This window comes from Parasphingorhabdus marina DSM 22363, assembly GCF_900128895.1.
Taxonomy (GTDB): domain Bacteria; phylum Pseudomonadota; class Alphaproteobacteria; order Sphingomonadales; family Sphingomonadaceae; genus Parasphingorhabdus; species Parasphingorhabdus marina.
Genome location: NZ_FSQW01000001.1, coordinates 233,525 through 245,934, shown reverse-complemented (window position 1 = coordinate 245,934; position 12,410 = coordinate 233,525). Strand labels below are relative to the sequence as shown.

The 12,410-nt window shown below is 59.2% G+C and carries 18 protein-coding genes, 1 tRNA gene and 1 pseudogene; 8 read left to right on the top strand and 12 right to left on the bottom strand.

Going from position 1 to position 12,410, the window contains the following annotated elements:
* Window positions 1-5: 5 nt before the first annotated feature.
* The 4 genes from BUQ90_RS17650 to nth all read right to left on the bottom strand — a co-directional run bounded on the left by BUQ90_RS17650 (window position 6) and on the right by nth (window position 2,292).
* Window positions 6-839 carry a hypothetical protein gene (locus BUQ90_RS17650; RefSeq protein WP_074203353.1) on the bottom strand — a complete coding sequence of 278 codons (834 nt, stop codon included), beginning with the start codon at window positions 837-839 and terminating at the stop codon, window positions 6-8.
* Between the two features lie 105 nt (window positions 840-944).
* Window positions 945-1,021: transfer RNA gene (locus BUQ90_RS01280), tRNA-Arg, on the bottom strand.
* Window positions 1,022-1,142: 121 nt separating this feature from the next.
* The gene (locus BUQ90_RS01275; RefSeq protein WP_074203352.1) at window positions 1,143-1,550 is read right to left on the bottom strand and encodes a hypothetical protein; all 408 of its coding nucleotides are present in this window, start codon (window positions 1,548-1,550) and stop codon (window positions 1,143-1,145) included.
* 103 nt (window positions 1,551-1,653) lie between these two features.
* Window positions 1,654-2,292 carry an endonuclease III gene (nth, locus tag BUQ90_RS01270; protein ID WP_074203351.1) on the bottom strand — a complete coding sequence of 213 codons (639 nt, stop codon included), beginning with the start codon at window positions 2,290-2,292 and terminating at the stop codon, window positions 1,654-1,656.
* Between the two features lie 120 nt (window positions 2,293-2,412).
* Between nth and BUQ90_RS01265 the strand changes: the two genes are divergently transcribed.
* Genes BUQ90_RS01265 through BUQ90_RS01255 form a run of 3 tightly spaced genes read left to right on the top strand, consistent with a single transcriptional unit; the run spans window position 2,413 to window position 3,407 of the window.
* Window positions 2,413-2,601 carry a type II toxin-antitoxin system HicA family toxin gene (locus BUQ90_RS01265; protein WP_074203350.1) on the top strand — a complete coding sequence of 63 codons (189 nt, stop codon included), beginning with the start codon at window positions 2,413-2,415 and terminating at the stop codon, window positions 2,599-2,601.
* Between the two features lie 12 nt (window positions 2,602-2,613).
* Entirely contained in the window at window positions 2,614-3,003 is a 390-nt protein-coding gene (locus BUQ90_RS01260; protein WP_074204793.1) for a type II toxin-antitoxin system HicB family antitoxin, read from the top strand.
* Window positions 3,000-3,407: a hypothetical protein gene (locus BUQ90_RS01255; RefSeq protein ID WP_074203349.1), complete on the top strand. Its 408-nt coding sequence runs from the start codon at window positions 3,000-3,002 to the stop codon at window positions 3,405-3,407. Before BUQ90_RS01260 ends, BUQ90_RS01255 begins: the two co-directional genes overlap by 4 nt.
* Window positions 3,408-3,410: 3 nt before the next feature.
* Here the strand turns inward: BUQ90_RS01255 and dapB are convergent, their stop codons facing one another.
* Window positions 3,411-4,139, bottom strand: a complete 729-nt coding sequence (dapB, locus tag BUQ90_RS01250; protein WP_074204792.1) for a 4-hydroxy-tetrahydrodipicolinate reductase — start codon at window positions 4,137-4,139, stop codon at window positions 3,411-3,413.
* A gap of 117 nt (window positions 4,140-4,256) precedes the next feature.
* Between dapB and BUQ90_RS01245 the strand changes: the two genes are divergently transcribed.
* The 3 genes and pseudogenes from BUQ90_RS01245 to BUQ90_RS17750 all read left to right on the top strand — a co-directional run bounded on the left by BUQ90_RS01245 (window position 4,257) and on the right by BUQ90_RS17750 (window position 5,303).
* Window positions 4,257-4,964: an NAD-dependent deacylase gene (locus BUQ90_RS01245; RefSeq protein ID WP_074203348.1), complete on the top strand. Its 708-nt coding sequence runs from the start codon at window positions 4,257-4,259 to the stop codon at window positions 4,962-4,964.
* Window positions 4,957-5,016, top strand: a pseudogene (locus BUQ90_RS17995) (hypothetical protein); the annotation flags it as partial. The gene BUQ90_RS01245 and the pseudogene BUQ90_RS17995, both read left to right, overlap by 8 nt.
* 17 nt (window positions 5,017-5,033) lie before the next feature.
* A complete protein-coding gene (locus BUQ90_RS17750; RefSeq protein WP_204244722.1) occupies window positions 5,034-5,303 on the top strand; it encodes a hypothetical protein in 270 nt (89 codons plus the stop codon).
* A gap of 16 nt (window positions 5,304-5,319) precedes the next feature.
* Here the strand turns inward: BUQ90_RS17750 and BUQ90_RS01235 are convergent, their stop codons facing one another.
* From BUQ90_RS01235 to BUQ90_RS01205, 7 genes are all read right to left on the bottom strand, one after another.
* The gene (locus BUQ90_RS01235; protein ID WP_074203347.1) at window positions 5,320-5,724 is read right to left on the bottom strand and encodes an MAPEG family protein; all 405 of its coding nucleotides are present in this window, start codon (window positions 5,722-5,724) and stop codon (window positions 5,320-5,322) included.
* Window positions 5,725-5,791: 67 nt separating this feature from the next.
* Complete coding sequence (locus BUQ90_RS01230) at window positions 5,792-6,559, bottom strand: HesA/MoeB/ThiF family protein (RefSeq protein ID WP_074203346.1); 768 nt, start codon at window positions 6,557-6,559, stop codon at window positions 5,792-5,794.
* Between the two features lie 4 nt (window positions 6,560-6,563).
* Window positions 6,564-6,962 (bottom strand): hypothetical protein, encoded by a 399-nt coding sequence (locus BUQ90_RS01225; protein ID WP_074203345.1) that lies wholly within the window; start codon window positions 6,960-6,962, stop codon window positions 6,564-6,566.
* Window positions 6,963-6,965: 3 nt separating this feature from the next.
* The gene (gene dut, locus BUQ90_RS01220) at window positions 6,966-7,412 is read right to left on the bottom strand and encodes a dUTP diphosphatase (RefSeq protein ID WP_074203344.1); all 447 of its coding nucleotides are present in this window, start codon (window positions 7,410-7,412) and stop codon (window positions 6,966-6,968) included.
* 7 nt (window positions 7,413-7,419) lie between these two features.
* On the bottom strand, window positions 7,420-8,697 hold the full coding sequence (locus BUQ90_RS01215; protein WP_074203343.1) for a bifunctional phosphopantothenoylcysteine decarboxylase/phosphopantothenate synthase: 1,278 nt from the start codon (window positions 8,695-8,697) through the stop codon (window positions 7,420-7,422).
* A gap of 4 nt (window positions 8,698-8,701) precedes the next feature.
* A complete protein-coding gene (gene ubiB / locus BUQ90_RS01210; protein WP_074203342.1) occupies window positions 8,702-10,255 on the bottom strand; it encodes a 2-polyprenylphenol 6-hydroxylase in 1,554 nt (517 codons plus the stop codon).
* Between the two features lie 10 nt (window positions 10,256-10,265).
* On the bottom strand, window positions 10,266-11,003 hold the full coding sequence (locus BUQ90_RS01205; protein ID WP_074203341.1) for a class I SAM-dependent methyltransferase: 738 nt from the start codon (window positions 11,001-11,003) through the stop codon (window positions 10,266-10,268).
* Between the two features lie 129 nt (window positions 11,004-11,132).
* Here BUQ90_RS01205 and mutM point away from each other — a divergent pair, with 129 nt between their 5' ends.
* Window positions 11,133-11,945: a bifunctional DNA-formamidopyrimidine glycosylase/DNA-(apurinic or apyrimidinic site) lyase gene (mutM, locus tag BUQ90_RS01200; RefSeq protein ID WP_074203340.1), complete on the top strand. Its 813-nt coding sequence runs from the start codon at window positions 11,133-11,135 to the stop codon at window positions 11,943-11,945.
* A gap of 126 nt (window positions 11,946-12,071) precedes the next feature.
* The gene (rpsT, locus tag BUQ90_RS01195) at window positions 12,072-12,335 is read left to right on the top strand and encodes a 30S ribosomal protein S20 (RefSeq protein ID WP_074203339.1); all 264 of its coding nucleotides are present in this window, start codon (window positions 12,072-12,074) and stop codon (window positions 12,333-12,335) included.
* Window positions 12,336-12,410: the final 75 nt, after the last annotated feature.

Genomic DNA, 12,410 nt, shown 5'->3' with positions numbered 1-12,410 from the left:
CTTGCTCAGCGGGACAGGAGACTTCGCCTTGCGCAGATTGCAGCCGCGTCCCAGAGCACGTACCAGTCGCGGAAACGCCAGCTCGGACGGTCATCCCTCAACCACACGCTTTCCATGAATGTGGGAACATCGCCATATTGGTCAAACAGATGATGAGTGAGCTCTCCAAACATCTTGTCGTGATTTTTGCTTTTCGGCTTCCATTCCTCGAGTGGTCGCAGCCACAGGGCCTTGTGATCGTGCAGTTTGATCAAGCCGCGCAGGAACGGTGTATTGGACCTGTCAGCAACTGTTTGAAAGACGAAGTCACCATGACCCGACAGTTGGAGCAACATGTCGAGTAACGAAGATCGGGCGCCGGCATCCTCCTTGCTGGCCTCAATCACGGCGGCAGCCTGTTTGAAAATCGGGCGGTCAATGTCATCGGAAGAAAGGTCGCCGGAACACACCGCTTTCAAAAATGCTTTCGGGTTTCGATGCAACCTGGAATGGGCGACGCGGCGGGCCTGTATATGCTGATAGGCTTCGCGTTCCTCCATAAGATCAGCACCGGACTTCTCTAGCGATCCCTCAAAGCCGTTGGCCCAACACCAGTCGATATAGGCGCTTGACCGTTCAAACCCATCTCCAGCATGTGGCGCTCCACCTTGATCGGAACCGGGTCTTGTTCGCGCATGTATTTGGGGCGCCGTGCCATTCGCTTCGGATATCTTGGTATTGGAAACTTCGATAGTGGAAAGATGGAAGTTCGGGTTAGTGGGAAAAGCCCGGTCGGAAGATTCCGGGAGAGTTGAGGCAGATTTCTTGATACTCGAGTAAAAAGAAGCCGTTTGGGCCATCTCGGAATCTTAAAACCATTTTCAAACTGCTACAGAAATTCGAGCTGGTGCTGATCGGCTGCAAAAATGCCGCCTGGGATTGCAGGCCAAGTCTTTCAGGAAACCTGGCGCACCCGAGAGGATTCGAACCTCTGGCCTCTGCCTTCGGAGGGCAGCGCTCTATCCAGCTGAGCTACGGGTGCCAGTGACCGGTTATCGCGATCAGGCGACAGCGCTTAGCAGCCGAAATCGGGCTTTGCCAGCCCATATTTTCACCGGTTCGGCTTTTCCGTGTGCTGGCCGGTCGCCTGGGACGGTTGCCGGTCAGCCTTCGGTGTCCGCCTTTTTGGTTTTCTCGATCTTCTGGAATTTGCCGAGGCCGCAGGCGTTGCGTTCGCGGATGCCGCCGCCGCTATTGTCGATCACGCGGATGATGTCGACGCTGCACAGCTGGTTGACCGATGTCCGGTAGGAAAAGGCTTCCTCAAATGCGAGACCGCTGCACCGGTTGGGCAGGGTGTTGCGATAGATATCGCCGCCGCGCATCTTGAAATCGATAATGCTGTCGCTGATCACATCGGTAGAGCGGATCTGCGAACGACGGATGCAGTTTTCCGGCTCGCCAATTTCCGTAATGACATATTTGTCATCCTTCGATGACGACTTCCCGGCATAAGCCACGCCGCCAGCCGCGACCAGCGATCCGATGAGAAGGGGGGTTAACATACGCATGGACAATCTCCTTGACCTCAACCTTGGTTCTCCATCCTTTCGGCGTTTACCAGACCCGCGCTGTCGGCAGGATGAATGAAATCCGCGACAGGCTGCGAGCGCTTCAGGGCGCTGGCGTCTTCTTCTTGAACCGGCACAGATCCGCAACCGGGCAGCGCCAGCATTCGGGCTTGCGCGCCTTGCAGATATAGCGGCCATGCAGGATCAGCCAGTGATGCGCATGGACCCGAAACGGGGCCGGGGTTTGCTTGTCGAGCTTCTTTTCCACCGCCAGCGGGGTCTTGCCCGGCGCCAGCCCGGTGCGGTTGCCGACCCGGAAGATATGCGTATCGACGGCGAAGGTTTCGGCCCCGAAGGCACAGTTCATCACGACATTGGCGGTTTTGCGGCCGACACCGGGGAGCTTCGTCAGTTCATCCCGGTCGGCGGGCACCTCTCCGCCATAATTGGCGATCAGCAACTCTGACAGGGCGATGACGTTTTTGGCCTTGTTGTTGTACAGCCCGATCGTCTTGATATGCTCCTTGAGCCCGTCGAGCCCCAGGTCGACCATCTGTTGTGGTGTCTTCACATCAGCAAACAGCGCTTTTGTCGCCTTGTTGACGCCGATGTCCGTCGACTGCGCCGACAGCGCGACGGCGACGACCAGCTGATAGACATTGCCGTAATTGAGCTCGGTTTCCGGCGACGGATTGTCCGCCGCCAGCCGCGAGTAAAATTCGAAGATATCGGCTTTTTTCATGGGATTTATGTCCAGCACAGGGAGTTGCGGTTTACAAGCCCGGAAGGATTAACGGGTTGTAGATTGCATTTCTCCATAAAGTGTGTATTAATACACATTACATCGAGAATCAGGGGTGTGATGCGGAGCAAAGAGGTTTTGAAAAGGCTGAAACGCGCCGGTTGGAAAGAAGTCCGGCAAAGTGGGAGCCATAAACATCTTCGGCATCCTGACAGACCAGGCATTGTGACGGTTCCGCATCCCAAAGCCGATCTGCCCATTGGTACATTGAAGAGCATTGAGCGCCAGAGCAGATTGAAATTGAGATAATTGGAGAAATTGGTGGCGACGGTTTATTATCCAGCGATTATTGAAAAAGCGCAAGACGGCTATGGCGTGTTCTTTCCCGATCTGCCGGGCTGTGTTTCACATGGCAAAACCGAACAGGAGGCCGCGGAAAATGCCGAGGAAGCTCTTGCTGGCCACTTGATCGCATCGGCTGAATTTGGCGATGAACTGGCAGCGCCGTCTCCCTTTGATTCGCTCGCGCACGATCCAGAAGTTGAAGAAGTGGCACGGATTTTGGTCCGAGCCGAACGTCCCGGAAAATCGATGAGGGTCAATGTGACCCTGGATGAGGGACTAGTCGCGGCCATCGACAAGGTGGCGACAAACAGGTCGGGTTTTCTCGCCGATGCCGCGCGAACGGCATTGCGGGAGAAACGGGTGTGACCCGGTTACTTGAAGAGATTAACACTCAAATCGTGCCTCCCGAACTGATGGCAGATGTAATGCAGTCACATGCCAAACTTCATTCAGCTGCGCGTGCCGATATCACAGAACAGCTTCTGTGCATCATCAAAGAAACCCGTTCAGTAGAAACTGCAGAAGATCTGGGAAGGCTGGGTATTTCAATTGATTTTCGAATTCGCGCATTATCAAAATTCATTTTGGATGCCAAAAATCTGGGTCTTTCAATCGACCTTGAAGATGGCAGTTCGATGATAAAATGGGAGCTTGTTCAATGCGCAGCCCAAGAACCCATGCTCGAAGGAAACGACGGATATCCTGAATTTGATGCCCAAAGGCTGCTTGGTCGCTATTTGAAACTGGTTCCTGTCGAGGGCAGGGCCTAGCGCCTAGAGCCCCAAAACCGCGCCCATCCGATACCGCCCGGCCCCTTGCCCCGCCAGCCACTCCGCCGCCTTTACCGCGCCGCGGGCGAAGATCATGCGGTTTTCGGCGCGGTGGGTGAGCTCGAGACGCTCTTCGTCTGTGGCGAGGATCACGCTATGGTCTCCGGCCACCGAGCCGCCACGCAGGGCGGCGAAGCCGATCGCGCCCTTTTGGCGGGCACCGGTAATGCCGTCGCGTCCGGATTCGCTGCTGTTGGCGAGATCAATACCGCGCCCGGTCGCGGCCGCTTCGCCGAGCAGTTTCGCCGTGCCCGAAGGCGCGTCGACCTTGTGCCGGTGATGCATCTCGACAATTTCGATGTCCCAGTCATCGCCCAGCTTCGCGGCGGCCTGCTCGACCAGCGCAGCCAGCATGTTGACACCCAGCGAAGTGTTGCCGGTCTGGAGTATGGCGATTTTCCCCGCCGCTTGGTCAATCGCCGCATGATGCGCATCCTCCAGCCCGGTCGTGCCGATGACGGTGGGCTTGCCGGCTGCGATACAGGCGGCGAGATTGGCGTCGAGCGCAGCGGGCGAGGAAAAGTCGACCAGCACATCGCTGGCACGGGCCAGCGCGCCGACATCATCTCCCTGGTCGGCGCCGCCGGCATGGGCGAGTCCGGCTTCCGCGATAGCTGCCACCAGGGCGTGGCCCATGCGACCCTCGCTGCCGATAATTCCGATTTTTGTCATAACACCCCAATATCCGTCATGCCGAACTTGTTTCAGCATCCATCTTCCGTCACAAACAGCGTCTAGAGGATAAATGGACCCTGAAACAAGTTCAGGGTGACGATGAGGTCAGTTCCCGTGGAAAATATCAACAATATCGTCATTCTCACCGGCGCCGGGATCAGCGCGGAAAGCGGCGTCGCGACCTTTCGAGGACCCGATGGGCTTTGGGAGGGACACCGGGTAGAAGATGTCGCAACACCCGAAGCGTTCGCCCGCGATCCGGACATGGTCCAGAAATTTTATGACGAGCGGCGGGCCAAACTGGATGCGGTGCAGCCCAATCCGGCGCATCAGGCGCTGGCAGAACTGGATCAGAAATGGCCCGGAGACCTCTTGCTGGTGACGCAAAATGTCGATGACCTGCATGACCGCGCGGGGTCGCAGCGTCTTCTGCACATGCACGGCGAATTGCGCAGCGCCTGGTGCCTGGCCTGCGGCGAGCGTTCTCCCTTTGCCGGCAAAATGGCGCTCGATCCGGCCTGTCCGAAATGCGACCAGTTTGGGCATCTGCGGCCGGATATCGTCTGGTTCGGGGAAATGCCCTATCAGATGGAGCGCATCGAACTGGCGCTGGCCCAATGCGATCTGTTCGTGTCGATCGGCACGTCCGGGGCGGTCTATCCGGCGGCGGGCTTTGTGCAATCCGCGCGGCACTATGGCGCGAGGACGCTGGAAATGAATCTCGATCCGTCGGAAGGCAGCCTGTATTTTCACGAAAGCCGGATGGGCAAGGCCGGGGATCTGGTTCCGGTCTGGGTCGAGGATCTGCTGACAAATGTCTGAACTCAGGGGCAGTTGCCATTGCGGTGCGGTGCAGGTCAGTGTGCCGGGACCACCCGGAGAAGTCCTGAAATGCAATTGCTCGCTATGCCGCAAGACCGGGTGGATCGGGGGCTACTGGCATCCCAAAAGGGTTACGATAAATGCGGATCCCGAGGCGCTGAACAGCTATGTGCAAGGCGACGGGACCATCCCTTCCGGACCTGCGCGCGCTGTGGAACGGCTACTCACTGGACACCCCGGACCGCGCCGTCGGACCGGATGGGTGTGAACATGCGGCTGTTTGAACCGGAGGACTGGCAGCACCTGCCGGTTCGCAAGGTGGACGGGGCCAGTTTCTGAACCGGCTCGCCCGGGTTCAGATATGTTTGGTGGCAAACAGGAACAGGATCCAGACCGCCAGGATGATGGTGGTGAGCCAGGTGGCCATGACACCGATCTGTCGCAACCTCGGAGAGCCGCCCTTGTGGTGGACGTTCATCCCGATAACATGGGAGACACGGCCGATCAGGAAAATCGCGGCTATGACGGTCAGACCCAGGTGATGGGCATTTGCCAGCTCCAATATCGCCAGCAGGATCAGGAAAATCGGCGCATGTTCCGAAAGATTCGCATGAGTGCGCCGGGCGACAAGCAGGTCGGGATTGTCACCGTCGCCAAAACCGATCTTGTTGGCAAACCGCACCTTGACGGTGGCAAAGGCGCAATAGATGAGCAGCAAGGCACAAATTGCTGCCGTCAGTCCGGTGACCGGAATTGTCATATCTTCTCTCCCCTGTTGATGATGCAGTTTTGCCGAATCCCTGCCAGAAAGGCAAATCGGCGATCCGCTACGTTCCGCAGCTGCTGCAGGCCGGGTCTTTCGGCAGATTGAGACTGCGCATCGATGGCTTCAGTCCGTCGAGCAATTGCAGTTTTCCGGCCGGATCATCGCCAAATCCGGTGATCACGCGAATGGCTTCCATCGCCGCAAAGCTGCCCATCAGCCCGACCATCGCGCCGAGCACACCGACTTCCGAACAATTGTCGCAGTCATCGGGATCCAGCGCATCGCCGACGAAGCAGCGGTAACAGGGCTTGTCCTCTTCCCAGCCGCGGAAGGTGCCCAGCTGACCCTGGAACTGGCCAATGGCAGCGGAGACCAGCGGCACCTTGTGCGCAATCGACAGGTCCGACACCAGAAGGCGGGTCCGATAATTGTCCGAACCGTCCACAATCACGTCGATATCATCAAAAAATGCTGCACTTTCGCCAGAAAAATGCTGCGCGGTAAGTCTCTGATTAACTATATTTATTAACGTTTCGGGATTGATCCTGCCGGCGGCCTTTTGTGCAACTTCCACTTTTGGCTGCCCGATGTCGTCGGACGTGAACAATATCTGCCGCTGGAGGTTGGAAAGCGAGACGACATCATCGTCCACAATCGTCAGTTTGCCGATACCGGCGGCTGCGAGATACTGGATCGCCGGACAGCCAATGCCGCCAGCGCCGATGATCAGGACATGTGCATCGAGCAGCTTTTTCTGCCCGGCACCGCCAATATCACGCAGCACAATATGCCGCGCATAACGGTCCAGCTGATGATCGGAAAGCGCCAAATGCCTACCAGTAGAATTTCAGCATGGTACGCCGCCAGGCCGGTTTGCCATCCGCGGTCGGTTGCATATTGTCTTTTCCCGTACGGGCGAAATACCTGGCGACATATTCTTCAAGCGGGGGACAGTCGATGGACACGGGGGTGACCCGTTTCAGACCTCCCGCCCCGTCTGTCAGCATGACGACGCTGACGAAATAATATTCGCCGTCATTGACCTTGCGGGTCGGTTCGCAGCCTTTTGTCAGTTTCTTTGCCTTGAGCGATTCCCGGTAAGCATATGTCGGCTTGTTCCTGAACTCGGCTATCGGAATTTCATTCAGGTCTTCCGGCATCGGCGGCATGGCTGCCGCAGCCGGGGTGGCCGCCTGAAGACTTGTCGCAATTGCAAAACCCAAAAAGCTCATGACCTATACTCCTGTTGATCCGAAACCGCCGCTTCCGCGCGCCGTCTCGTCCAGCGATTCAACCTCGACCAGATTTCCGCGCTGCACGGGAGCGACGACAATCTGGGCGATCCGGTCGCCGCGTTCGACGACAAATGGCTCTTCGCCCAGATTGGCCAGAATGACCTTGATCTCGCCGCGATAGTCGCTGTCGATCGTCCCGGGCGTATTCAGCACAGATACGCCTTTCTTGAGCGCCAGTCCAGAGCGCGGCCGGACCTGCACTTCATAGCCTTCGGGAATGGCAAAGGCGAAACCGGTGCCAACAAGCGCGCGTTTTCCGGGCGCGATGCTTGCGGTTTCTGCGGCCCGGACATCCATCCCGGCCGAGCCGGATGTTTCATAGGAAGGAAGGGGCAGATCGCCAGCATCGGGCAGGCGCTTGACGGCAATGTCAATCGGTTTGAACATGGTGGCTTCAGTTTTCCTCGGTGATGGTGGTGCTGATCTTCTCGACAAGTCGCCGGGCAACCTCGGGCTTGGGCAGGCGTTCCCAGATTTCCGAACCCTCGGCGGTGATGATGTGGACGCTGTTTTCGTCGCCACCCATGACATCTCCCGACACATCATTGGCGACAATCCAGTCACAACCCTTGCGGGCCAGCTTCGCACGTGCATGCTCGGCAATATTCTCGGTTTCGGCAGCAAATCCGATCAGCAGCCCCGGCCGGGCTTTGTGATTGGCGAGACCCGCCAAAATGTCCGGATTTTCGGCCAGTTTTAGCGGCGGCGGCGCGTCACCCTTCTTCTTGATCTTCTGGTCGGCATTTTCCGCTGCCCGCCAGTCGGCCACTGCGGCCACCATGATCGCAATATCAGCGGGGAGCGCTGCGTGCACTGCGGCTTCCATTTCGCGGGCGGTTTCTACGTCCACGCGCATGACCCCGGCCGGGGTGGGCAGATGCACCGGTCCGGCGACGAGTGTAACGTCTGCGCCAGCTTCCGCAGCGGCGGCGGCAATGGCAAATCCCTGCCGCCCGGAAGACCGGTTGGCAATATAGCGGACCGGATCAATCGGCTCGCGGGTCGGACCCGCCGTGATCAGCACGTGGCGACCATGCAGCGGCCGATGCGCGTCCGGAGCAAATGCCGGTTGCCCGTCGAGCGGGTTGGGTCCGAGTTCGCTGGCGGTGTCCAGCGTCGTGCCGGATCCATCACCCAGCCGGCGCGAAATTTCGGCCATGATCGCTTCGGGATCGGGCAGGCGGCCCGGGCCATATTCGCCGCAGGCCATATCGCCTTCATCCGGGGGCATGATGGCAATGCCATCCGCTTTCAGTTGCTCCAGATTGCGCTGGGTGGCGGCATGTTCCCACATCCGGACATTCATTGCCGGCACCGCCAGGACAGGCGTGTCCGTCGCCAGCAGCAAGGTGGTCGCCAGATCATCGGCAATCCCGCCGGCCATTTTTGCCAGCAGATTTGCCGTGGCCGGACAGACAACAACCAGATCCGCCTCGCGGGACAATTGAATATGCCCCATTTCCGCCTCATCCTTGAGCGACCACAATGTGGTGTGCACTTCGTTTTCGGACAGGGCGGCCAAAGTCATCGGTGTAACAAACTGAGCACCCGACTCGGTCAGCACACAGCGCACGGTCATACCGGCCTTTTTGATCAGCCGGATCAGCTCGCTCGCCTTGTACGCCGCGATCCCGCCGCCGATGATCAGGAGGATATGTCTGGCTGTGCTCATCTCGTCATCCCCACAGGAACATCGCCCCGGCCCCCGCGCCGCCGGCTATCAGGGCGACTAGCACATAACGCCAGAATCCTCCACCGGACCGGGTCTTGCGGCGGTCCCAGATCAGCTCGACATCGGCCACCGGCAGTGCCGGCGGGGCGCCGCCTTTGCGGGGCAGCTGCTCGTCCAGCCGCCGGACGATATCGGGCAGCATCAGCAATGTGTCGACATCGGAATTGATCCGGTCGGCAATGGCCGCCTCCGGTCCCAGCTCGCCGCGGATCCATTCCTTCACATAGGGGCCGCTGGTGTCCCACATGTTGATGCCCGGGTTGAGATCAGTGGCGATCCCTTCGACCATCACCATGGTTTTCTGTAGCAGCAGCAGATGCGGCTGGGTCTCCATGTCGAAATCGCGGGTGATCGCGAAGAGACCGTCAAGCATGTCGCCGACCGACAATTCGCTCACCGGCTTGCCACGCATCGGCTCACCGACCGCGCGCAGTGCGGTCGCGAAATCCTCCATGCTGTGATGATCCGGCACATATTGGGCCTCAAAATGGATTTCGGCCACACGCTTGTAGTTGCCGGTGGTCAGACCGTAGAGGATTTCCGCCAGCCAGAAACGTGCCTTTTTGTTGATCCGCCCCATGATCCCGAAATCGATCGCGACGATCGTGCCATCGGGTTTCACGAACAGGTTCCCCTGATGCATGTCCGCGTGAAAATATCCGGCCTCAATCGCCTGTTTGAGAAAGGTGTGCACCAGACGGTTGGCAAGCTCGTTGAGATCATGCCCGGCCGCGATCAGATCCTCGCGCCGCGATATCTTGACACCATCTACCCAGTCGAGCGTCAGCACCCGGCCCGAGGTCCGGTCCCAGTCGATCGCGGGAATTTCATATTGTTCAACATTGGCCATATGCTCGGCCAGTTCGGACGCGCTGGCGGCCTCGCGACGCAGGTCCAGCTCCCGCATGGTCCAGCGGCGGAAATTGGCGATGACGAGTTGCGGTCGCAGCCTTTTGGCCTCGCCGCCCATCGCCTCGAGATGGGCCGCGGCCCATTCATAGGTGTCAATATCCTCGCCAAATTTCTTGATGATGCCGGGCCGCAGCACCTTGACCGCCACATCCTTGCCCTCAATCGTCGTCGCCCGGTGGACCTGGGCGATCGAGGCGGCGCCGACCGGTTCCGGATCGATATGGCTGTAGAGTTCATCGAGCGGTTTGCCGAGGCTGAGTTCTATTTCGTCGCGAATCTTGTCAAAGCGCACGGGCGGCAGGCTGTCCTGCAGTTTCAGCAAATCGCGCGCGGCTTCTTCACCGATAATGTCGGGACGCGTGGCAAGCGTCTGGCCGAGCTTGATCGCCGCCGGGCCGATGGCCTGCAAGGCGGCCGAATAATTGGGTTCCTTCGGCTGGATCGTGCCAAGCCGGGCCAGCCGGAACAGGCGCCGGACCTGTGGCGGTGTCGCCTTGTGCTTTTCGATATCGCGCAGCGCGCCATGCCTGGCGAGCGTGCGGCCCCATCTGAGCAGCCGGAAAATATGCGTGCGGGCGGATGTCATGCGGGGCGGTTCAGACTTTCCAGCCGCTGTGAATGGCGACCAGACCGCCCATCATTGGTTCCACCCTGGTCTGGGCGAAACCGGCCGCTGCGATCATTGCCCGGAAGTCCTCCATGGGCGGGAACCGGTCAATCGATTCGGCGAGATAGCGATAGCTTTCCTCATCTCCCGCGACGGCCTTGCCAATTTTAGGCAGCACGCGGTGCGAGTAGAAATCATAGAGCTTGTCAAAACCCGGCCACAGGGTTTTGGAAAATTCCATGCAGTAGAAGCGGCCGCCAAAGCGCAGCACGCGGTGGGCCTCGGCCAGGGCTGCCGGGATATCGGTCACATTCCGGATGCCGAAGACGATGGTATAGGCATCAAAATGGGCATCGGGGAAGTTCAGCGTCTCGGCATTCTGTTCGCTCCAGACCAGGCCATCAATGCCCTTGCGGATCGCCCGGTCAATGCCCTCGGACAGCATGTCCGCATTGATGTCCGCTACGGTGATATTGGCACCGCTGTCCGCCATCCGAAAGGCGATGTCACCGGTGCCGCCGGCCATGTCCAGAATGTCCTCGCCGGCACGCGGCTTGACGCGCCGCACGAACCGGTCCTTCCACAGACGATGGGTGCCCGCGCTCATCGCATCGTTCATCACGTCATATTTGCTGGCGACGCTGGAAAAGACTTGCCCGACCCGGCCGGCCTTGTCTTCCGGTGCGACCTCTTCATAGCCAAAGGAGACGGTTTTGCTTTCAATCATTGATCGTTGCTCTTGCCCTTGCTGTGCCCGCACTGTGCCGGGTTGTCTCCCGGCATTAGACGAGGCTTGGCAGCACTGCAATCTCCCTGTAGCTGCACGTTCGACAGTATTTATCAATCAGGGATCAGCATGCCGGAACTGCCAGAAGTCGAAACCACGGTTGCGGGCCTGCGTCCGGTTCTGGAAGGGAAGCGGCTGACACTTGTCGAACCGCGCCGGGCCGACCTGCGCTGGCCGATTCCCGCTGATTTGCGGCAACGGATGACCGGATCCCGGGTGACCAGTCTGGGGCGCCGGGCCAAATACGGCCTGATTGCCACGGATCGCGGCGACATGCTGATCTTTCACCTCGGCATGTCGGGGCGGTGGCGGATCGATCCGGAAGAAATCGAAAAGCATGATCATCTGGTGCTGGAGACCGAGGAAAACCGGCGGCTCGTTCTCAATGATCCCCGCCGATTCGGGTCACTGGACCTGATCCGGATGGACGAACTGGACACCTATCGCCCGTTTGTCGCCATGGGCCCCGAACCGCTTGGCGAGGACCTGACCGGGACATATCTCAAACAGGCGACAAGGGACCGCAAGGCGCCGATCAAGCAGCTGTTGCTCGACCAGCGGATCGTTGCCGGCCTCGGCAATATCTATGTCTGCGAAGCGCTCCACATGGCCGGAATCTCCCCCCGACGGGCCGGGGGCGGAATATCGCGGCCGCGCTACGACCGGCTTGTCGAGGCGATCAAGCAGGTGCTCGCCGCGGCGATCGCCGCGGGCGGATCGAGCTTGCGGGACTTCGCCCAGCCGGATGGAGAACTGGGCTATTTTGCCAAGGACTGGCTGGTCTATGGCCGGGAAGGAGAGCCGTGCGCCTGCGGGGCCCCGGTCCGCCGCCGGGTGGACAGCGGCCGATCCACGTTTTTCTGCGGGAAATGCCAAAAATAGCCGCGCCGGTACTTCCTCCAACAAACTGTTGACGGGAATCGCCTCTCACGCTATTGCCCGCCGACTTGAGCCATGGGCGCAACAGCGGTTCATGGCGATCCAGCATTTCATATTTGAGGTAAATTCATGGCCAATACGCCACAGGCTAAAAAACGTATCCGTCGCAACGCGCGCCGTACGGTCATCAACAAGAACCGGGTCAGCCAGATCCGTACGAAGATCAAATCGGTGGAAACGGCTCTGGAAGCTGGCGACAAGGCCGCTGCAACAGCCGCGCTTTCTGCGGTGCAGCCCGAACTGGCCCGCGGCGTGGCACGGGGCGTGTTCCACAAGAACACCGCTGCCCGCAAATTCAGCCGTCTGACAAAACGGGTTGCTGCCCTGTCCTGACCGGCTGGCAATACTGACAAAAAGTAACCCGCTTCACGGCGGGTTTTCTTTTGTCTGCAGAGGATCCTGTGCCCC